The 20,230-nt window shown below is 35.7% G+C and carries 18 protein-coding genes and 1 tRNA gene; 14 read left to right on the top strand and 5 right to left on the bottom strand.

Annotated elements, in window-relative coordinates; genetic code table 11:
• Positions 1-351 precede the first annotated feature (351 nt).
• From OEV98_RS04535 to OEV98_RS04520, 4 genes are all read left to right on the top strand, one after another.
• Positions 352-483 carry a YuiA family protein gene (locus OEV98_RS04535; RefSeq protein WP_263072025.1) on the top strand — a complete coding sequence of 44 codons (132 nt, stop codon included), beginning with the start codon at positions 352-354 and terminating at the stop codon, positions 481-483.
• 187 nt (positions 484-670) lie between these two features.
• Positions 671-994, top strand: a complete 324-nt coding sequence (locus tag OEV98_RS04530; RefSeq protein ID WP_263072024.1) for a YuiB family protein — start codon at positions 671-673, stop codon at positions 992-994.
• Positions 995-1,167: 173 nt separating this feature from the next.
• Complete coding sequence (locus OEV98_RS04525) at positions 1,168-1,878, top strand: 3D domain-containing protein (RefSeq protein ID WP_263072023.1); 711 nt, start codon at positions 1,168-1,170, stop codon at positions 1,876-1,878.
• A 178-nt stretch (positions 1,879-2,056) separates the two neighbouring features.
• The gene (locus tag OEV98_RS04520) at positions 2,057-3,562 is read left to right on the top strand and encodes a leucyl aminopeptidase (protein WP_263072022.1); all 1,506 of its coding nucleotides are present in this window, start codon (positions 2,057-2,059) and stop codon (positions 3,560-3,562) included.
• Between the two features lie 54 nt (positions 3,563-3,616).
• On the opposite strand, the gene OEV98_RS04515 is transcribed toward OEV98_RS04520, so the two are convergent.
• Positions 3,617-4,414 (bottom strand): zinc ribbon domain-containing protein, encoded by a 798-nt coding sequence (locus tag OEV98_RS04515; RefSeq protein ID WP_263072021.1) that lies wholly within the window; start codon positions 4,412-4,414, stop codon positions 3,617-3,619.
• A 14-nt stretch (positions 4,415-4,428) separates the two neighbouring features.
• The gene (locus tag OEV98_RS04510; RefSeq protein ID WP_263072020.1) at positions 4,429-5,931 is read right to left on the bottom strand and encodes a zinc ribbon domain-containing protein; all 1,503 of its coding nucleotides are present in this window, start codon (positions 5,929-5,931) and stop codon (positions 4,429-4,431) included.
• Between the two features lie 254 nt (positions 5,932-6,185).
• Between OEV98_RS04510 and OEV98_RS04505 the strand changes: the two genes are divergently transcribed.
• From OEV98_RS04505 to OEV98_RS04480, 6 genes are all read left to right on the top strand, one after another.
• Positions 6,186-6,259 (top strand) — tRNA-Gly (locus OEV98_RS04505).
• A gap of 416 nt (positions 6,260-6,675) precedes the next feature.
• Complete coding sequence (queG, locus tag OEV98_RS04500) at positions 6,676-7,818, top strand: tRNA epoxyqueuosine(34) reductase QueG (protein ID WP_263072019.1); 1,143 nt, start codon at positions 6,676-6,678, stop codon at positions 7,816-7,818.
• A gap of 94 nt (positions 7,819-7,912) precedes the next feature.
• Positions 7,913-8,779, top strand: a complete 867-nt coding sequence (locus OEV98_RS04495; RefSeq protein ID WP_263072018.1) for an amidase domain-containing protein — start codon at positions 7,913-7,915, stop codon at positions 8,777-8,779.
• A gap of 68 nt (positions 8,780-8,847) precedes the next feature.
• On the top strand, positions 8,848-9,321 hold the full coding sequence (trmL, locus tag OEV98_RS04490) for a tRNA (uridine(34)/cytosine(34)/5-carboxymethylaminomethyluridine(34)-2'-O)-methyltransferase TrmL (RefSeq protein WP_263072017.1): 474 nt from the start codon (positions 8,848-8,850) through the stop codon (positions 9,319-9,321).
• Positions 9,322-9,467: 146 nt separating this feature from the next.
• Positions 9,468-10,217, top strand: coding sequence for an oxygen-insensitive NADPH nitroreductase (nfsA, locus tag OEV98_RS04485; protein ID WP_263072016.1), 750 nt, complete (start codon positions 9,468-9,470; stop codon positions 10,215-10,217).
• A 407-nt stretch (positions 10,218-10,624) separates the two neighbouring features.
• The gene (locus OEV98_RS04480) at positions 10,625-12,520 is read left to right on the top strand and encodes a PrkA family serine protein kinase (protein WP_263072015.1); all 1,896 of its coding nucleotides are present in this window, start codon (positions 10,625-10,627) and stop codon (positions 12,518-12,520) included.
• A 130-nt stretch (positions 12,521-12,650) separates the two neighbouring features.
• On the opposite strand, the gene OEV98_RS04475 is transcribed toward OEV98_RS04480, so the two are convergent.
• Positions 12,651-12,836, bottom strand: a complete 186-nt coding sequence (locus tag OEV98_RS04475) for a hypothetical protein (protein WP_263072014.1) — start codon at positions 12,834-12,836, stop codon at positions 12,651-12,653.
• 184 nt (positions 12,837-13,020) lie between these two features.
• Between OEV98_RS04475 and OEV98_RS04470 the strand changes: the two genes are divergently transcribed.
• From OEV98_RS04470 to OEV98_RS04460, 3 genes are all read left to right on the top strand, one after another.
• Positions 13,021-13,518, top strand: a complete 498-nt coding sequence (locus OEV98_RS04470) for a PTS sugar transporter subunit IIA (RefSeq protein WP_263072013.1) — start codon at positions 13,021-13,023, stop codon at positions 13,516-13,518.
• Positions 13,519-14,051: 533 nt separating this feature from the next.
• Positions 14,052-15,215 carry a sporulation protein YhbH gene (gene yhbH / locus OEV98_RS04465; RefSeq protein WP_263072012.1) on the top strand — a complete coding sequence of 388 codons (1,164 nt, stop codon included), beginning with the start codon at positions 14,052-14,054 and terminating at the stop codon, positions 15,213-15,215.
• 341 nt (positions 15,216-15,556) lie between these two features.
• Entirely contained in the window at positions 15,557-16,759 is a 1,203-nt protein-coding gene (locus OEV98_RS04460; protein WP_263072011.1) for an MFS transporter, read from the top strand.
• A 105-nt stretch (positions 16,760-16,864) separates the two neighbouring features.
• Here OEV98_RS04460 and OEV98_RS04455 read toward each other — a convergent pair whose 3' ends face one another.
• On the bottom strand, positions 16,865-16,990 hold the full coding sequence (locus tag OEV98_RS04455) for a hypothetical protein (protein WP_263072010.1): 126 nt from the start codon (positions 16,988-16,990) through the stop codon (positions 16,865-16,867).
• Positions 16,991-17,045: 55 nt separating this feature from the next.
• Entirely contained in the window at positions 17,046-17,663 is a 618-nt protein-coding gene (locus OEV98_RS04450; RefSeq protein ID WP_263072009.1) for a class I SAM-dependent methyltransferase, read from the bottom strand.
• 219 nt (positions 17,664-17,882) lie between these two features.
• On the opposite strand from OEV98_RS04450, the gene helD reads away from it, so the two are divergent.
• Positions 17,883-20,180, top strand: coding sequence for an RNA polymerase recycling motor HelD (gene helD / locus OEV98_RS04445; RefSeq protein ID WP_263072008.1), 2,298 nt, complete (start codon positions 17,883-17,885; stop codon positions 20,178-20,180).
• Positions 20,181-20,230: the final 50 nt, after the last annotated feature.

The following is a 20,230-nucleotide window of genomic DNA, read 5'->3' as shown; positions in this document are numbered from 1 at the left end:
ACGGGTATCAATAGGAAAGTGAGCATGATAATAATTAAAAATTCGTTAGAGAAAAGCACTCAAAAGGAAACCGACAAAGTACAGGAGGAGAAAACAGCTTTGTTTCAGTTTCTCCATACATAAACCAGTATGCACCACCAAAGCTAAAAAAGGGCACATCATATGAATAGAAAAAACAGAAAAACATTAAAATAATTAAAATTTCTGAAATTTTAAGAATGTGCAAGAAAAACATAGAAAAATAAAGCTGTATACGCTTTCATCAAACAACACCTTCATTTTTTCAGACTTTTCTATCTTATTTGTTTTTGCTATATTTAGCTCAATAACAAAGGAAAAGAGGGATATGTAATGGGAAAAGTTCCGTATAAAACTTCAGACAGCTGTGAATATTGTCAAGGCGAGGGCTATTTTCAATTACTTTTAGGTGGATCTGAAACTTGTCCATGTTGTAATGGTACTGGTACAAAAGAAGCTGCATAATTCCTTAGGAAAAATATAGAGCGTTTTCTTGTTTTGGTAAATAGTCGAATCGCATCCTATATGGTGCGGTTCTTATTATCTGGAAATTGTTATAAATATTCTGTATCCAGCAAAACTCTGGATTGACTCTCTATTAACCATTCAGTACACTAAGTTTGAGTAGGTTTAGAGGGGAGAGACTAGCGGGATGCATTTTACCATTTTACATCTATTAATTTCTATACTATTATTTCTCGTATTATTTTTCGGGATTGGCTTTATTTTAAATATGTTATTACGAATGACGTGGATAATGGCATTCATTTATCCAATTGTCATTATTTTTGTTATTGATGATGTAGAAATTGTAGAGTATTTTCGTCAACCGAGTAAATCATTTTCCGCATTATGGGAGAATCTCACAACATTAGCACCAGCAGATATTATGATATTATTATCTGGTCTAATCGGGGCGATTTTATCAGGATTAACGATGAAGCTTCTACGCCAAAGGGGTTACCGTATGTTTTAAGCTCATGGAAACATGAGCTTTTTTATATGGAATAAATTGGTATAAATTTCAATTAATGTAACAAAATATTATCAATTTTTATTATTTTATAAAAATATATCAAAAAATCACTTCTTCTATGAATATTTCTTTTCCGTTTGGGAAAGAAATAGACTCGGGAGGAGTGAAAAATTATGGTAAAAATAAAAAATTGGTCTAAAAGAGTTGCAATGACCCTATTATTTACGATTGCATTTTTAACAACCTTTCAATCGGTGACAGGAGTAAAAGCACAAATGCTTTTTGACTCACCTATAGGAGAAAATGATGAGTATACAACAAGAACGAACTTTTGGGAGCATTCATTAAATACAATTGGACTAGCATTTAAAAACTTGAAGGAAGCATTTTCACCACAAACAAAAATATCATCAAGTGCGGAAATTGAAGGAGAAGTACCACCTTTAGAAAAAGCATTTAATTGGGAAGAATATCCAAGCTCTACCGTTGTCGCAACAGGGTATACAGCAGGATATGAATCTACTGGTAAAAATCCAGGAGATCCTTCCTATGGGATTACCTATTCAGGAGTCAAGGTAAAACGAGATTTATACTCTACTATAGCAGCAGATACCGATGTATTTCCAATCGGAACTATTTTATTTATTCCGGGCTATGGATATGGGGTAGTTGCAGATACTGGTTCTGCTATAAATGGTAATAAAATTGATTTGTATTTTGAAACAGTAGATGATGTGTACGAGCAATGGGGTAAAAAAGAAGTAGAGGTTTTCGTGGTTGAGGTCGGCGACGGAAAAATTACAAATGAGGAGCTCGAGGCTTTGAATGAGGATGAGTCGATGCAAGTGTTCCGAAGTCAATATGTCTCCAATAAAAAAGAATAAAAAGTAAATACTAGACTGTATGGTAAATACTAAACTTGTTGTGTAATATGCACAGCAAGTTTTTTTGTATATAAATAAGAAGGACGCGGAAATATATTTAGTAATTCATCACTACATTTTTAAATTTAATTCGAAATACTAAAGAAATTTCTTTATAATGGGGAGGGGGGTGCTTAAAATGTTTACTGTACAAAATAAAGTAAATTGGAATGAAAGCTTAGAATTTTTAATGATAGGTGTCTATGATCATCCAAACAAGTTTGGCGATTGGTTGGAGGAGACGAGTCCTAACTTACAAAACCAGTTAAAAGAATTAGTGAAATCTGGTGATATTTCTGCTAAGAAAAAGTCAATAGCAGTTGTCCATACGTTAGGATTGGTTGGCCCGAAACGTTTATTGTTTGTCGGCTTAGGGAAGAAAAAAGGATTAACAAAGGAAATATTGCGAGAAGCCTTCGGAAAAGCGTTTCAAACAATAAATAAGGCTAGAATAACTGCTGCTGGAATCATGCTCGACACCTTTGTAGCGGAAGGTTTTGAACCGGAAGTTGTTTGCGAAGTATTAAGTGAAGCTTTTGCATTATCCTTATATGAATTTAATGGATATAAGCAAAAACCAAATGTTCCAGAAGTATCTATTGAATCGTTAACTGTGTACAGTAGTACAGAGGAAAATTCTTTAGAGGAAGCACTTTCGGTAGGCTATATTTATGGACAAGCTACAAACGCTGCACGGACTTTAGTGAATACACCACCAAATCTATTAACATCTACTGATTTGGCAAACTATGCAAAAGGTCTAGCAGAAAAGTATTCTTTAGAAATTGAAATTTTAGAAAAAGAGGACATGGAAAGACTTGGTATGGGGGCGATTCTGGCAGTAAACCAAGGATCTGTTGAACCACCAAAAATGATTGTATTAAAATATCAAGGAAAACCGGAATGGACAGATGTAGTTGGACTTGTTGGGAAAGGAATAACCTATGACACTGGTGGGTACTCATTAAAACCGAAAACGGGAATGGTTGGCATGAAAACCGATATGGGTGGTGCTGCTGCGGTTCTTGGGGCAATGGAAATTATCGCACAATTAAAACCTGAGCAAAATGTTGTTGCGGTAATCCCATCTACCGACAACATGGTGAACGGAAATGCGTTTAAACCAGATGATGTCATTACCTCCATGAGTGGAAAAACGATTGAAGTAACCAATACAGATGCAGAGGGAAGATTAGTTTTAGCGGACGGAATTACCTATGCAAAACACCATGGTGCCGAATATTTGGTAGATGTTGCAACATTAACAGGTGGAGTAATCACAGCTCTTGGATCGGATAAAACCGGTGCAATGACAAATAATGAATCCTTATATGAGCAAGTTCTTGAAGCTTCTATGGAAACAGATGAAATGATTTGGTTATTGCCAATCACAGAAAAAGATAAAGCAAAGGTAAGGAATAGTAGAATTGCTGATTTAAATAATTCTCCAACACGAGAAGGACATGCGATTATGGGCGGAGCCTTTATCGGTGAATTTGCAGAAGAAACACCTTGGGTGCATTTAGATATTGCAGGATCTTCTGTAATTAATGGAAATCATGATTTAGGACCAGCTGGAGCTACTGGGGTAATGGTTCGTACATTAGCATTGTTTGTGGAATCTTTTACAAAAATAGAAGATTAATTAGAAAAAGCAGAAATTCCGAGGAATTTCTGCTTTTTTAGATAACCCTATTTGTTAAAAGAAGCTTCCGAAAGCTTCAAGAGCTTCCACAATTTTATCAACATATGCGTTTAAAATTAAGGAGTTAACGATAACGATAACAGCAAAAGCTAATAGAATTACTAAATAGTTATCGATCTTTCCAGCAGCTTTATAGCTAGAAATTGTTAGCGCGATACTTATATAAATCGAAGCTCCTGCAAGAGAGACAATAAATGCTGTAAAGCCAACGCCTAGACCCAGTAATGCACTTAAATAAATGAATAAAAATAATACGGTTGGTACAACAAGATATGTACCAAAGCGTGCAATTACATCTTGGAAGGAAACTTGAACTTTATTTAACTTCAAAGCTCCGAAAATGACAGCATTTAAAAATACGAAATAGATAAGAATTAAGAAGAAAGGCTTAAGGAACATGCTACCGAAAGACGGTTCATCAAAATCACCGATACCAAAAAATCCGACTGCCTCCATTAAAGCATCTGCAATTTCCTTCGCTAAAGAATATACAGTAAGGGATAAAAATAAAGTTGCTAATACAATAGTAATAATTCCGTTTACCATTGAGCGACTATCGATTTGATTGCTAAAGCTAGCTGGATGCTTTAGTGCATTTACGAAATAGGAAAAATATTGTTTGGATACATGTTTCCCTTTTTCTAAAATTTCCGCATTAGCAGAAGGTGCTGCTTGTGTTGTTGCTTGTTGAGCAAATGTAGTTGCTGCAACTTCACTTTCAGCTAGTGGTGCACCACATTTTGTACAAAATTTACCAGATTGATTTTCACTTCCACATTTGGAACATACCATTTTTTGTTCCCTCCTTAATTATCAAAAGTAAATGTTTCTTCTTCAACATAATCAGTATCATAATAGTAATACTCATCGGCATAGCTTACTAACCAATTTTTTGCTGTTTCATCATATTCTAAATATAGGCTAATAACATATTCATCGTCTGTAGCTGCTACTTCCGAACGTTCTTCCTCAGAAGCATCACCATATAGTAAATCGCCGTTTTGTGTCACTTTTGCTTCAACATATGCTTCTGTTACACCATCATATTGATCAATGCCTATGGAATCTAAATATACAGTAGCACTTGTAATTCCATTTCCTACATATTGATATTCAGAATCCTTGTAATAATCAATATCAGAAATTAATTGATCTGCATAGCTTTCATTTACTTGTGCAATTTTTGTGCTATCCAATCCTTTATATGCGGCATTGTAAGCTGTAAAGTAGTCTTTAATTGCAGTAGACACTTGTGTTTTTAATTCATCGTTCACAGGATTTAATTCTAAATCGTAGGAGTAATCTTCAATTGTCACTTCTTCTGATTTAACCACACCCCAAGGGAATTCTTTTTCTGCGTATACTGTAAATGAACCATCTAGTGTGATTGGATCGATATAGAAGTAGCCATCTTCACTTACTCCTGCACTTTTTCCATTAACGAAAATTTCTGCATCACTATAATCTGTATATATATCAACAGAAGTTGCATCTAAATATAAATCGACATATACTTCATTTGTATCATAAATGTAATCATACAAATCGACTTCAAGCTCATTGGATAATGTAGCATAGTCACTAGCTAATTCAATTTTGAAATTATAATCAGCAGGAAGGTATGGACCAAATTCTAATGTATATGCATCTTCATTCGTTGTTCCAACCTTTTTTCCATCAACATATACATCAGAATTTGCATAGTCAGTGGATACAGTAATGTAGTATGGTTTTAGCTGGATTTGATAATCATCAAAGAGTAAAAAGGTTTTTCCGTCCTCTTTTAAATTAAGAAAATAGCTGTCTTCTGAACTAGCTTTCTTAGATTTGGAGGATTGCAAGCTATCTAATTGGTCTTCAAGATTTGAAATGATATAGTCTAACTCGGAAGGGTTGTCTTTTACATAAGTCAATAATCCTTCCACATGTTTATCCTCTAATTTAATTCGACTGTCACCAGAATCAAGCAAGCTCTTTAGAGCATCCTTATCTTCTGTTTTCAGTGCTTCTTCAAATCTTTCTAGTTTCTTTTCTGGATTAGTAATATTCTTTAATGTAAAAAATGAAATAAGTAGAATAATTACGATTCCTGCAATAACAGATGTTATTATTTTTTGTTTTTTCGAAAAACTTTTAAAAGAAATAGATGATGCTGGTCTTACATTATTAGAGGCTGTAGCAGAATTTACGGTTGTTCCTTCAACGGTTGCACTTGGCTGCTGTAATTCTCCTTCAACAGATTGACCACACTCAGAACAAAAAACAGCATGTTCCTCTAATTTTGATCCACAATTCTTACAAAACTCCAAATTGTTCCCTCCTAAAGAGCATTTTAATAAAAAACATTAACGTTAGTATTTTACTATAAATTGTTACAGAAATGTAGACAAAAAATAAAAATAGTAACAAATTCCGAAAAAAACAGTTATTACCGTAATGATAGGGAATATTCAGCAAAAATCAGTCATAAAATATTAATTTTTACATTGGTGTGGATGAAAAAAATGTAGACAATTGTAAAAAAATCTGGTATAGTAAATTTCGTTATTAATTGTAATGAATTGCGGGTGTAGTTTAGTGGTAAAACTACAGCCTTCCAAGCTGTTGTCGTGGGTTCGATTCCCATCACCCGCTCCATACATATGCGATCAACGCAGTGTTTCGTTTAAAAAAGAACGAAGCATTGCGTTTTTTACTATGTATGCACATTTTTAGCTAAAAAGCTGTCCGTAGCGGACGTATATTTCCTAAATAAAAAGGGAATAATCGTATATTCCTTTTTTGCAAGTATTAATTACAATAACCTCAAACGTTTAATTATAATTCAAGGCTGTTTTTGTATAGATTGTTGCTTTTCTAAAAAGACAGCAGACTGAAAACACATCGTTTACCTGCGTGCGAGCGGGAGTCTTCGTGTATTCAGTCTGCTCAGGGTTTCATTTAATTAACCAATCTCATAAAATAACAACGCCCCTTTAGAAAAAACAGCCTAATTTAATGATATATACAATAGAACCATACACTAAAATTTTCATTAGATAGGAGGATAGGAAATGGATGTTCAACAATTTAAACAAGAGATAATTGCCTATAGCAAAACAATCGGTATCGATAAAATTGGATTTACTACTGCAGCCCCTTTTCTTACATTAAAAAGCAGATTACTTCGTCAACAGGAACTTAATTATCAATCAGGTTTTGAAGAGCCAGATATTGAAAAAAGAACGAATCCAGCTCTCCTATTTCACGAGCCGGCTTCGATTATTTCGATTGCTGTCGCCTATCCATCAAAAATGACAGAGCATGTTCGTGGGAAAAAAGGCGAGCGACGTGGATTATTCAGTAAATCCTCCTGGGGAAATGATTATCATGTCGTCTTAAAGTATCGATTACAAAAATTGGCAGATTTCATAACTGTAAACTATTCGGAAGCTCGTGTGAAATCGATGGTAGATACTGGCGAATTATCTGATCGTGCAGTTGCAGAGCGCGCTGGTATCGGATGGAGCGGGAAAAATTGTTCCATTATTACACCAGAATTTGGTTCTTATGTATATTTAGGAGAAATGATTACCAATATACCCTTTGAACCAGATACACCAATAGAGGATATGTGTGGTAGTTGTAATAAATGTGTGGAAGCTTGTCCAACCGGTGCATTAGTTCAAGGTGGGCAAATTAATGCGAAGGCGTGTATTTCCTATTTAACACAAACAAAGGATTCTCTTCCAGAAGAGTACCGTTCCGTTATCGGAAATCGTTTGTATGGATGTGATACATGCCAAATGGTCTGTCCGTACAACAAAGGGATGGATTTTCATTTCCATGAGGAATTAGAACCAGATCCAGAAACGGCAAAACCATTGCTTCAACCATTACTAAGTATGAGTAACCGAGAATTTAAGGAAAGATTTGGGCATACAGCAGGATCTTGGCGTGGGAAAAAACCAATTCAACGCAATGCTATTTTAGCGCTTGGCCATTTTAAGGAAGCTTCGGCAATTCCAGATTTAAAAATGGTTATTGAGAAAGATCCTCGTCCCGTCATTCGAGGCACAGCAGCCTGGACGTTAGGAAAGATTGGTGGAAGCGAGGCACTTACCATTTTACGAAAAGTATTGGAAACCGAAACAGATGACTATGTTCTTGAAGAAATCCAGCGAGCGTTATCGATTGCATCGGATGCTGTCAATTAATGATTCACTATTTTGGATTAGTAAGGATAAATTTGTAAGTTTGTGACAGGCAAAAAAACTATTTCATACACTACCTTGAGAGGAGTGTGTGGAAATGATTCAACAATTACAATCATTGCTGGAGCGACGAGTAAACCATTGTATTTCTGATCAAGATTCAGGATGCTTAAAAATTGAGAAAAAGAAAACAATGCTCCATAAAAGAAGTGGTGAAATAATTAAAGCAAAAGCAACGGGCAAAATTATTAACCGATTAGAAAAAGACGAACAATCAACAGATGTTTTGTACGATGTTCATTTTACTTATGTAATTAAACAAAGGGATCAATTTTATATTGAAGAAGAATTAGAACATCGAAAAGCTACATTTTATAAAGAGGAATTAATGACCGATGATGAAATACCAATCATCGAGAGTCAAGAAAAAGTGACGTTTCCATTGGAATGGCAACAAGATATGGAACGAGTGAGCTATCATTATGATCGCTTAAAAGCAGTTCAATATGCAGAACGCTGGTGGAATGATTACAATCCCCAATATAAGAAATTTCCTGTCGATTGTACTAGTTTTATTTCTCAATGTTTACATGCGGGTGGTGCACCGATGAGAGGCTATCCAAATCGTGGGTCAGGCTGGTGGTACCGCGACAATAATTGGAGCTATAGCTGGTCGGTTGCCCACTCCTTACGCTGGTATTTAGGAACTTCAAAGGTCGGCCTACGTGCGAATGAGGTGCAAGACCCACGTGAATTGCAATTGGGTGACGTTATTTGCTATGATTTTCAAGGGGATGGAAGATTCGACCATTCGACTATTGTAACGGCGAAAGATGCAAATGGAATGCCATTAGTAAACGCCCACACAACCAATAGCCGGATGCGTTATTGGTCCTATGAAGATTCTAGTGCCTATACAGATAACATTAACTATAAATTTTTTACCATTGTTGACGATCAATAAGTCCAATGAAGGAAAAGAGCGGTATAATAGAAGAGTCTATAAAATTATTGTTTTTGAGGTGGAAGATTGTGGCAATACATGTCGTTTTATATCAACCAGAAATCCCAGCAAATACAGGGAATATCGCAAGAACTTGTGCAGGCACAGATGCCCATTTACATTTAATTCGGCCACTTGGATTTTCAACGGACGATAAAATGTTAAAGCGAGCAGGTCTCGATTATTGGGAGTATGTCAATATTACGTATTACGATTCACTAGAGGAATTTTTTGAAAAAAATGCAGGCGGAGAATTTTTCTATATTGAAACATATGGAGATAAATATTATAGCTCCTATGATTATAGCGATATTCATAAAGAGTATTATTTTATTTTCGGTAAGGAAACAACAGGATTACCAAAAGAGTTATTGGAGCAAAACCAAGATCGGTTTTTACGGATTCCAATGACTACTAACATTCGTTCATTAAATTTATCAAATACTGCTGCAATCCTTGTGTATGAAGCATTAAGGCAGCAAAATTTTCTTCATTTAAAATAATTCAAATGACAGCGAAAGCGGGGATTTCCATTAATATCCCCGCTTTTTTTCGTTATCAAATTACCGTATTAATCGAATTTCTTGCTATTGGTTTCATTAGTTGATTAAATAACAGTAATGATCTGAAAATTGAAAGGGTGTTAGAAATGAATGCGACAATCGAAACAATACTTGCACATCGCTCAGTACGTGATTTTGAAGACAAGAAGCTGACAAAAGAACAAATCGAAACTATTGTTAAATGCGCCCAATCAGCCTCTACATCCAGTTTTATCCAAGCATATTCCATCATTGGTGTTACCGATCAAGCGAAAAAGGATCAATTAGCTTCTGTTGCAGGAAATCAGAGCTATGTTGCAAAAAATGGACATTTATTTGTATTTTGTGCTGATTTTTATCGACATGAAGTAATAGGAGAAATGGAGGATGCTAATATCCTACAAACCATTGAATCAACTGAAAAATTTATGGTAGGTTTAATTGATGCAGCATTAGCAGCCCAAAATGCAGCTTTAGCGGCAGAATCGATGGGGTTAGGTATTTGTTATATTGGTGGGCTACGGAATGATTTACCTAAAGTATGTGAGCTATTAGAAATACGAGAGCGAGTAATTCCATTATTTGGAATGGTGGTCGGTTATCCTGCAAAAATGAATGAACAAAAGCCGCGGTTACCATTAGAGCATCTCTATCACGAAAACCGTTATGAAGCAGAAAAGGAAAGCTATCAACAACAATTGCTTACTTACAATGAAACAATTAAACACTATTACGATACAAGAACAGCTGGAGAACGAGTAGAGACTTGGACGGAGCAAATGGCGAGAACTTTAAGTAGACGAACACGGATGTATATGCATGAATTTGTAAAGCAAAAAGGAATGAATAAACATTAACAAAAAAAGCGCACCTAAGGAAAAACTGCCGCTAAGTAGAATGAAATCTACGCTGGCATTCCCTTCCAGGATGCGCTTTTTTATTGGTTTTTATTTAAAAGTACCTGGTTTATCCTCATAGCCTGCAGTGAAAATTGCAACAAGAAAAGCAACTGCCACCCCGATAATAATTACTGTACCCACAGTAACGCCCCCTTTTTATGAAAAAATGTCCAATTCCCAATACTTTTTTTATTATAACCTAATTTTAAAAAATGGGAAACAAAGCGAAGAAAATTTCAAACAATATCATTTTTTCTTGTACTTGTTCATATAAGTATAGGTATAGATTGATTGTTTTATCGGATTATTATTTTTCCTGTGACAATGTGAATGGTAAATTTTTTTAGAATAAAGGGAGGTTCTTTATGAGTATTTTAGATAAAATTGCAAAATATCGTGAGGAAGAAGAGAAGCTAAAGTGGGAAGGAACCTTTGCCGAATATTTAGAGTTACTGAAGGAAAAACCTTGGTATGCACAATCCGCACATTCAAGAGTATACAACATGGTGAAGGATGCAGGGATAGAGGAAACAGAAAGAGGAAAATCGTATCAATTTTTTAATCATCAGCTGTTTGGATTAGAGGAATCATTGGAACGATTAGTGGAGGAATATTTCCATCCGGCAGCTAAACGTTTAGATGTTAGAAAAAGGATTCTATTGTTAATGGGTCCGGTGAGTGGCGGGAAATCGACATTGGTGACGATGCTAAAACGCGGTTTAGAGGCATATTCTCGAACGGACCGAGGAGCCGTTTTTGCAATTAAAGGGTGTCCAATGCACGAAGATCCTCTCCATTTAATACCGCCTCATTTACGTGAAGATTTTTACCAGGAGTATGGAATCCGTATTGAAGGTAATTTATCGCCGTTAAATGTCATGCGTTTGGAGGAAGAATATGGCGGACGTATGGAAGATGTATTGGTGGAAAGAATCTTCTTCTCGGAAGATCGTAGAGTAGGTATCGGAACCTTTAGTCCGTCAGATCCAAAATCACAGGATATTGCAGATTTAACCGGAAGTATCGATTTCTCGACAATTGCTGAATATGGCTCGGAATCTGATCCGCGTGCCTATCGCTTCGATGGAGAACTAAATAAAGCAAATCGTGGAATGATGGAATTCCAAGAAATGTTAAAATGTGATGAAAAATTCCTTTGGCATTTACTTTCCTTAACACAGGAAGGGAATTTTAAAGCTGGAAGGTTTGCACTTATTTCAGCTGATGAGCTGATCGTGGCTCACACAAATGAAACCGAGTATCGCTCCTTTATTTCGAATAAAAAGAATGAGGCACTCCATTCACGTATTATTGTCATGCCAGTTCCTTATAACTTAAAGGTCTCTCAGGAAGAAAAAATCTATGAAAAGATGATACGGGAAAGCGATGTTAGCGATGTTCATATCGCACCACATACATTACGGGTTGCTGCGATGTTTACTATTTTAACGAGATTAAAAGAGCCAAAACGAGGAGATATTGACTTAATTAAAAAAATGCGTTTATACGATGGAGAAAGTGTCGAAGGATTTAGTTCCATGGATGTACAGGAGCTTAAAAAGGAATATCAAGATGAAGGAATGAGCGGGATTGACCCGCGGTATGTTATTAACAGAATTTCCTCTACTATTATTCGAAAAGAAGTAAAATCGATTAATGCATTAGATGTATTGCGATCCTTAAAAGAAGGCTTGGATCAGCATCCATCGATTACCGAAGAACTGAAGGAACGTTATTTAAACTTTATTTCGCTTGCTCGAAAAGAGTACGACGATATTGCGAAAAAAGAAGTTCAAAAAGCGTTTGTGTATTCCTATGAGGAATCAGCAAAGACATTAATGGATAATTATCTTGATAATGTAGAAGCTTACTGCAATAAGTCGAAGCTTCGTGATCCATTAACAGGCGAGGAAATTAATCCAGATGAAAAACTCATGCGTTCGATTGAAGAGCAGATTGGTATTTCAGAAAATGCGAAAAAAGCATTCCGCGAAGAAATTTTAATACGCATTTCTGCATATGCGCGTAAAGGGAAACGATTTGATTACAATTCTCATGATCGCCTCCGGGAAGCAATCCAGAAAAAGTTATTTGCAGATCTAAAGGATGTTGTAAAAATAACAACATCAACAAAAACACCAGATGAACAGCAATTGAAAAAAATTAATGAAGTAGTGGCAAGACTTATCGATGAGCACGGTTATAATTCAACTTCAGCTAATGAATTATTACGCTATGTTGGTAGTTTACTAAACCGTTAATATTATTTTTCTAGGCAGATAGATAAGCCCTGTACCAATAATTGGTGCAGGGCTTATTAAAATATTCACAAATTCATGATAAAGTATTAAAGTAATAGAATGGAATAGTTCACTTTTTTTGCTTACCAAACTAACGTCCTAGCAATGCAAGAATAGCTTTAATTATTAGGACGATAGAAAAAACAAGAATGGCAAGTAAACCAATAAGGGATGTAACTGGTTCAAGGCCAGCTAAGACAGATCCAGCAATTGGCGCTCTATATAATGCAAACCCTGCAAGAATAGCAGCCAAAAATAATAAAGTATGTTTTTCCATAGATAAACCTCCTTTCATATTATTTATATGTACAAGATATTAATTGTTGCGAAAAAATCTGTATATAATAATGGGAAATGGTTTATAGTATATTTGCTGAGATTCATTTGGAAGGAATTGGCTTTCAATATTGAACCGAAATTTTTTTACAGAAGCTAAGTAAGTAATGGAGAGGAGATTTCATATGTTAAAGAAATTATTTGGTAAAAAAAGCCCTGTTTCAAAAACAGTCCAATTAGCTGCCCCAGTAAGTGGCAAATACTTAGAAATTCAAGAGGTACCAGATCCTGTATTTTCAAAGAAAATGATGGGAGATGGGATTGCCTTTGAACCAAGTGAAGGAAAAGTAGTAGCACCTGTTGATGGAGAAATAATTCAAGTTTTCCCAACTAAGCATGCAGTCGGTATAAAAGCAGCAAACGGGGCAGAAATATTAATACATATCGGTTTAGAAACAGTTTCCATGAATGGAGAGGGCTTCACTGCCCATACATCAGAAGGGAAAAAAGTAAAACAAGGCGACGTCCTAATAACCTTCGATTTAGACTTAATTAAAGAAAAAGCAGCCAGTACTATTACGCCAATGATTATCACGAACAGTGACGACATGACAATAGAAAAACAAGCACATGAAACAGTAGCAGCCGGAGAACATTTAGTACTTCAAGTAACTTCAAAATAAGACTTTTTGTAAGTGAGCAAAAGGTGCATTACTAGAAATTGACCAAAAGGGTCGATTTCTTTTTTTTATATATCGGTCCCTGAACCTTCGATTACGGTTTTCCTGGAGTCTAACTATACATTCTGCTCAGCGTCTATAACATGAAATAACTACAATCCTTTAGAAGACAGCCTTATATTTATTACTAAATGCTTTTATAAGATTATTTCTTTTGGACAGGACAAATACAAAATATCTTATCAGTTCGTAATATAATAAACAATTAATCAATATATACCTATTTTTCACGAAAAGCCTTGTCCCAAAAAAATAATAGTAAATTTTTGCTCTTTTCCTGCATAGTATAGAGTAATTCAATTTACTAGTAATCTAAAGATTCTAAAAATATTTCTTTAGTACTTTACAGTAAGTGATAATACCTATTGTTTCAACCTACACTGCTTTTGTATCAGGCACACAGTACAATGTATGCAAATACGTTAAAAAAAGTTCAAAAAATAGTAAAAAAAATATAGCGGAGGGGTGTGTAGCGTATGAGTCAATTAGATAAACAGCAATTTACAATATCACAGGAAGATTGGTCCCTCCATCGGAAAGGCCATGACGACCAGCAAAGGCATAAAGAAAAGGTGCAAGAGGCTATAAAAAAGAATTTACCGGATTTAATAACGGAAGAAAATATCATTTTATCGAATGGAAAAGAAGTCATAAAAATACCAATTCGTTCATTAGATGAATATAAAATTCGCTATAACTATGATAAAAATAAACATGTTGGTCAAGGTGATGGAGACAGTCAAGTTGGCGATGTAGTGGCAAGGGATGGCTCCGGGGAAAAGGGGCAAGGTAGTGGTCAAGGAGCAGGAGATCAACCAGGGGAGGATTTCTACGAAGCAGAAGTATCCTTTTCAGAATTAGAGGAAGCGTTATTTAAAGAGTTGGAATTACCTAATTTACAAAGAAAAGATGAGCATGATTTAATTATTGAAGATATCGAGTTTAATGACATTAGAAAAACTGGATTAATGGGAAATATTGATAAAAAACGGACGATGATGACAGCATTTAAACGAAATGCCATGAAAGGAAAACCAAGCTTTCACCCAATTTTTCCTGAGGATTTAAAATTTAAAACGTGGAATGAAAAAATCAAGCATGAATCAAAGGCTGTCATTCTTGCGATGATGGATACGAGCGGATCGATGGGAATTTGGGAAAAATATATGGCACGAAGCTTTTTCTTCTGGATGACCAGATTTCTCCGAACAAAATACGAGAAAGTAGAGATTGAATTCATTGCTCATCATACGGAGGCAAAAGTCGTTACAGAAAATGAATTTTTCTCTAAAGGGGAAAGTGGTGGTACCATTTGTTCATCTGCTTACCGAAAAGCATTAGAGCTTATCGATACAAAATATTCCCCTAGCCAGTTTAATATTTACCCATTTCATTTTTCAGATGGAGATAATTTAACCTCAGATAATATCCGCTGTTTAAAATTAGTGGAGGAATTAATGGAGTTATCCAATATGTTTTGCTATGGAGAGGTAAATCAATATAATCGTCACTCCACTCTAATGTCTGCCTATAAAAATATTAAAGACGAACGGTTCCGCTATTTTATTTTAAAGCAAAAATCCGATGTCTTTCATGCAATGAAATCATTTTTCCAAAATGAAGAAAAAGCATTTGCTTAATAGCAACATATAGGTGTAAATAATGATACCTCTTATGTTATTCCGTTAAAGGATAAACATAAGGGGTTTTTGGAATGGAATTATAAATGGTGAATAAATAGGTGGAAGTGTAAATGTTTTCATAATATTATTGCATTTGTTTTTGCTCGTGGTATAATCGTAATCAAAGTGAGATTCATTCGGTACCCGAAAGTTTTATGTAGGAGGGAGTCATACTGGTAAAATAGTATACTCCTTTTTTACGTATCGCGTTACAAAAGGGAAAATGGTTTGTCCACCAGCTGCTAACAAACGGAGGAAAGCAAGCCTCGGTAACTATCGAGAGAGAAAGGAGATATTTTGTGAACGCAAATCAATCAAAGGTAGAGGTAACTCCTTATGGTAAGGAAAAAATATGGACGAAGGATTTTGTCCTCATTTGTTTAGCGAACTTTTTTGTTTTCCTAGGCTTTCAAATGACATTACCAACTATCCCACTCTTTGTCGCATATCTTGGGGGAAATGATCAGCTTGTTGGATTTGTCGTAGGTATATTTACCTTTTCTGCTCTTTTAATTCGCCCATATGCAGGGCATGCACTTGAATCAAAGGGGAGAGGGTTAGTTTACTTAATTGGATTGGCGATATTTACACTATCTATCGCATCCTTTAGTATCGCTGGAAGTATATTTTTCTTATTTGCGATGCGAATCGTCCAAGGAGTTGGCTGGGGATTGTCTACAACTGCTTCTGGTACGATTGCTTCGGATATTATCCCTCCAAAGCGAAGAGGCGAGGGACTTGGTTACTATGGCTTGTCAGGTAATTTAGCGCTTGCGATGGGTCCCTCCTTAGGACTGCTGCTCGTGGATAAAATTACTTTCAGCCATTTATTTCTTATTTGTGCTGTTTTAGGGGTAACAGCCTTTATTTTATCCTCACAAATTACTTATCAAAAGGTAGAAAAGCAGCAAAAAACTGCTCCGCTTAAAGGAGATTTTTATGAGAAGTCCGCATTAAAGCCATCATTATTGCTACTGTTTATAACCGTGACATTCGGTGGAATTGCAACATTTCTGCCATTATATACAGCACAGCAAGGGATAGAGGGAATTCAATATTATTTTATTATTTATGCATTCTCACTCATGCTAACAAGAACATTTGCTGGACATTTATATGATCGAAAAGGACATCGGGCGATTTTTCTTCCTGGAGCATTGCTCATTTTCATTGCCATGCTATTGCTCGCTTGGTTACCAAATAGCTTTGCGTTATACATAGCAGCCATTCTATATGGTCTAGGATTTGGAACCGTCCAACCGGGAATGCAAGCATGGGCAATTGATCAATCACCAAAGCATCGCCGCGGAATGGCAAATGCTACATTCTTCTCCTTCTTCGATATCGGAGTAGGCTGTGGGGCAATGGTATTTGGCCAGATTGCTTACTGGTTTGGCTATACTAGCATTTATTATACGGCAGCTGGGTCTGTTTTATTATCTATGGCATTATATCTATCGTTTTTACGACAAGAAAAAAGAAAAATGCTTAAAGAAGAATAGAAGATTATTAATTCTATAGTTTGAAAACGTACTAGAGGATTTATACCGGTGTAAATGAAAAAAGGGCTGCATCCTAGCCAATGGATATAGCCTTTTTTTCAACCATTATTTTTGCGGATATTTTACAGCTTTTACTTCGTATATGCCGCCTTCTGTATGAACGATATATTCAGGTTTTCTGTTTCCGAGACTTGCTATATAACCGGCAATATGTTCGTCATTTTTTCCCATGTTTCCAATGCTCTTCCGATTCCTAACGAATCATGACGACAATTTCAGAAAAAAATTATTTCGTACAGACTGCTATTCCAATAGGATAATGTTTTCCTGGACGCCCAGGTGCAGGCTCCACTAAAACTCCACGTTGATAATATATTTCACACTGAGAAAAATTTTGAAATAAATTGGCAAATTCATTTTGTGTCAGCTGGTGCATATGGAATCGTTCATTTGTTGGCATACCTCTACCCAGCCCAAAGGGAGTGGATAAGATAAGCTTCCCGCCAGGCTTCAATAATTGCCTTATATTATTCATCAGTTGTTGTTCCTCTGCAATATGCTCAAAAGTTTCAAAGCAGACAATTACATCAAATCTACCAAGCTTGCTTGGTAGATTAGGATCAATTGCATTTCCTGTTTGAAAGGAAATGAGGGGGTGATAGTATGCACCTTTTGCATATTGAATCGCTTCCTCATTTAGATCAATCGCAACTATTTCTTTAATGAGATTTTTTGCTGCCTTTGCCATAATATTGCTACCATAGCCGCTACCACAAGCCATATCAAGCACACGCCCATTTAAATAATGAATGGCGAATTGATAACGTGCAATATGTTCAAGCAGCATCCCATTTGTAGGCTTCATTAGCTCAGGAATGATTCGTTCCCCAGTATCTTTTAGCATTCCATTTCCTCCATATAAACTGTAATTCCATTTCCTTCATAGTATCAAATGAAGAAATAAATAGATACTTCCAGCTTTTTCCCTTTACTTTCAAGTTCTAGATTGCTCCTAGCTATTGCCATATGCTATATTGTATAAAGTGTTCTAAAATTTCAACAAAAACTCCTATGATCCCCATTCCATTTCATCACAAAATCCAATAGCAAAAGGGTGGTATGCATGTCTATGATTCATGATTCCGAGTTTCAAAAAGAAGAAGAGCATCTGGCCTATACGAAAGGATATATGGAAATTCTTTTACAAGAGGCAGAGCAAAATCAAGAAAAATTAAAGGAGGAATTACAGCAGTCCTTGGCTGAGCTGAAGGATTTGGACAGTAGTTTAAGTTATACTAGCCTCTTATCAAACACGAAGTTTTTAGAAATGGCGACGAAGGAACTGGATGCATTGAAAAGAGTAAAAAGTAAGCCATACTTTGCTCGGATTGATTTTAAGAAAAATGACCAGAATCAAGAAGATGTGTATTACTTTGGAAAAACTTCCCTTTATGAAAGAGATTCTCAAGAACCAATCATTGTGGATTGGCGATCCCCGGTGGCAAGCTTATATTATGATGGTAGACTAGGAAACGTGTCCTACAGCTCCTATGAAGAAGAGGTAGAAGGATATCTTTCCTTGAAAAGACAATTTCGTATCGATAATGGAAAACTAGTAGACTATGTAGATGTCGATTTGACTGCAAATGATGATCTATTACTCGAGGCACTATCGGGTAAAGCAGATAATCGGTTAACCGAAATTGTTACAACTATTCAAGCAGAGCAAAATCGTGTGATCCGTGCAGATTTAAATCGTCCAATAATCGTACAAGGTGCAGCAGGTAGTGGGAAAACAACGATAGCATTGCACCGAATTTCCTACTTTATTTATCACTATAAAGACAAATTTCAGCCCGAGCAGATGATGATTATTGCTCCGAATAATATGTTTATCGGTTATATTGCAGAGGTGCTTCCTGAATTAGGAGTCGATAAAATTCGGCAAACAACCTATATCGATTATGTAAAACAATGCATTGGGAAAAAAATAAAGGTAGTTGAACCAGAGCAGAAATTAATTTCGCTAGTAAATCATGATTACGAGGATGAAAAGATGGTCCGCTGGTCGTCCCATTTTAAAGGAACATTGACATATAAAAAAATAATCGATCGATACTTACGAACAATCCGTGAAGAACTAAGTCCTACGGATGATTTTTTTCTTGAGAAGTTTAAGCTTACTACCGGGAAACGTTTAGAGCGTTTATTTAAAAGCGATTATCGTTACCTGCCATTTTATAAACGGCTAGAGAAAATTCAAAATGTGTTAAAAACGGAAATCCGCCAAAAGAAAAAACAAATTTTATATAAGCTAGAAAAAAGATATGATGAGCAGCTTGAGCAGGCATTGTTTCATATTAGTAATAGTGAAAAGCGAAAAGAGCGTGTCGTTTACTTAATGGACACACAAGAAAAGCGAATTGAAGCAATTCAAAAGGAAGCAAAATCAGCAGTGAAATCTTATATGAGTAGATGGACAAAGGAGACTCTATTAGGCTATTATAAGAAATTATTTTTTGATGTTGATCGATTTAGTAGCTTTGCTGCCGATATACTTTCGGAAGCTGAAATACAATTTTTCGTTCATTACAATCAACAATTACTCATAAAAAACCAAGTCGAAGTGGAGGATTTAGGTGCCTTATTTTACATGCAGCATATATTGTTTGGAATTGATAAGGATTTACGAGCGAAAAATGTAGTAATTGATGAAGCACAGGATTATAGTAATTTTCAATTGTATGCGTTAAAAGTAGGCTTAGATACAGAAATGTTTACGATTGTTGGAGATTTAGCGCAAGGAATTCACTCCTATCGGGGATTGGAAAATTGGCATACATTGCAAACAGAAATATTCCCAAAAGCTAATTACGTCACACTACAGAAAAGCTATCGAACAACGATTGAAATTATGAATGTAGCAAATGATATACTCGGACGAATGCCGGCGGAATTACCGAAGGTAGAACCAGTTATTCGCCATGGACAACTACCAACCTATTATTCATTTACGGATGCAGATGATCTTGTCAAAAAAGTGAAATTGGCACTGGATAGGGCGGAAGCCGCTGAATACCAGTCGATTGCACTTATTACGAAATCAGAGTCGGAAAGTAAAGCAATGATGCAGCTATTAAAGCGAAAGCTAGATTATCCGGTACAGCTGTTAAAAGAGAATGAGGAAATTCAAAAGGGAAAACTTGTTATTGTCCCTTCCTATTTATCGAAAGGTCTTGAATTTGATGCCGTTCTTATTGCTACACTAAATGAAGCATTTACATTGGATGAAATTGATATAAAACTTCTCTATGTTTCAATGACAAGACCGATGCATCAATTGTCCTTTTTTGCGAAACATAAAAATGATTTATTATTACACTATGTTGCAGATGAGCATATAGAAATAGCAATGGTTTAACAAAGAAAAGGGATGTGCATTGATTCGCACGTCCCTTTTTGCTTGATAAA

Origin of the sequence: Perspicuibacillus lycopersici (genome assembly GCF_025660475.1) — a bacterium.
GTDB classification, from domain to species: domain Bacteria; phylum Bacillota; class Bacilli; order Bacillales; family Caldibacillaceae; genus Perspicuibacillus; species Perspicuibacillus lycopersici.
The sequence above is the reverse complement of the archived record's forward strand: the minus strand, read 5'-3'. Positions and strand labels throughout refer to the sequence as shown.

Bases quoted from the DNA above. Each gene is read 5' to 3' on its own strand.
- OEV98_RS04535 (WP_263072025.1), top strand. From the start codon at position 352: ATGGGAAAAGTTCCGTATAAAACTTCAGACAGCTGTGAATATTGTCAA.
- OEV98_RS04530 (WP_263072024.1), top strand. From the start codon at position 671: ATGCATTTTACCATTTTACATCTATTAATTTCTATACTATTATTTCTC.
- OEV98_RS04525 (WP_263072023.1), top strand. From the start codon at position 1,168: ATGGTAAAAATAAAAAATTGGTCTAAAAGAGTTGCAATGACCCTATTA.
- OEV98_RS04520 (WP_263072022.1), top strand. From the start codon at position 2,057: ATGTTTACTGTACAAAATAAAGTAAATTGGAATGAAAGCTTAGAATTT.
- OEV98_RS04515 (WP_263072021.1), bottom strand. From the start codon at position 4,414: ATGGTATGTTCCAAATGTGGAAGTGAAAATCAATCTGGTAAATTTTGT.
- queG (WP_263072019.1), top strand. From the start codon at position 6,676: ATGGATGTTCAACAATTTAAACAAGAGATAATTGCCTATAGCAAAACA.
- OEV98_RS04495 (WP_263072018.1), top strand. From the start codon at position 7,913: ATGATTCAACAATTACAATCATTGCTGGAGCGACGAGTAAACCATTGT.
- nfsA (WP_263072016.1), top strand. From the start codon at position 9,468: ATGAATGCGACAATCGAAACAATACTTGCACATCGCTCAGTACGTGAT.
- OEV98_RS04480 (WP_263072015.1), top strand. From the start codon at position 10,625: ATGAGTATTTTAGATAAAATTGCAAAATATCGTGAGGAAGAAGAGAAG.
- OEV98_RS04475 (WP_263072014.1), bottom strand. From the start codon at position 12,836: ATGGAAAAACATACTTTATTATTTTTGGCTGCTATTCTTGCAGGGTTT.
- OEV98_RS04470 (WP_263072013.1), top strand. From the start codon at position 13,021: ATGTTAAAGAAATTATTTGGTAAAAAAAGCCCTGTTTCAAAAACAGTC.
- yhbH (WP_263072012.1), top strand. From the start codon at position 14,052: ATGAGTCAATTAGATAAACAGCAATTTACAATATCACAGGAAGATTGG.
- OEV98_RS04455 (WP_263072010.1), bottom strand. From the start codon at position 16,990: ATGGGAAAAAATGACGAACATATTGCCGGTTATATAGCAAGTCTCGGA.
- OEV98_RS04450 (WP_263072009.1), bottom strand. From the start codon at position 17,663: ATGCTAAAAGATACTGGGGAACGAATCATTCCTGAGCTAATGAAGCCT.
- helD (WP_263072008.1), top strand. From the start codon at position 17,883: ATGTCTATGATTCATGATTCCGAGTTTCAAAAAGAAGAAGAGCATCTG.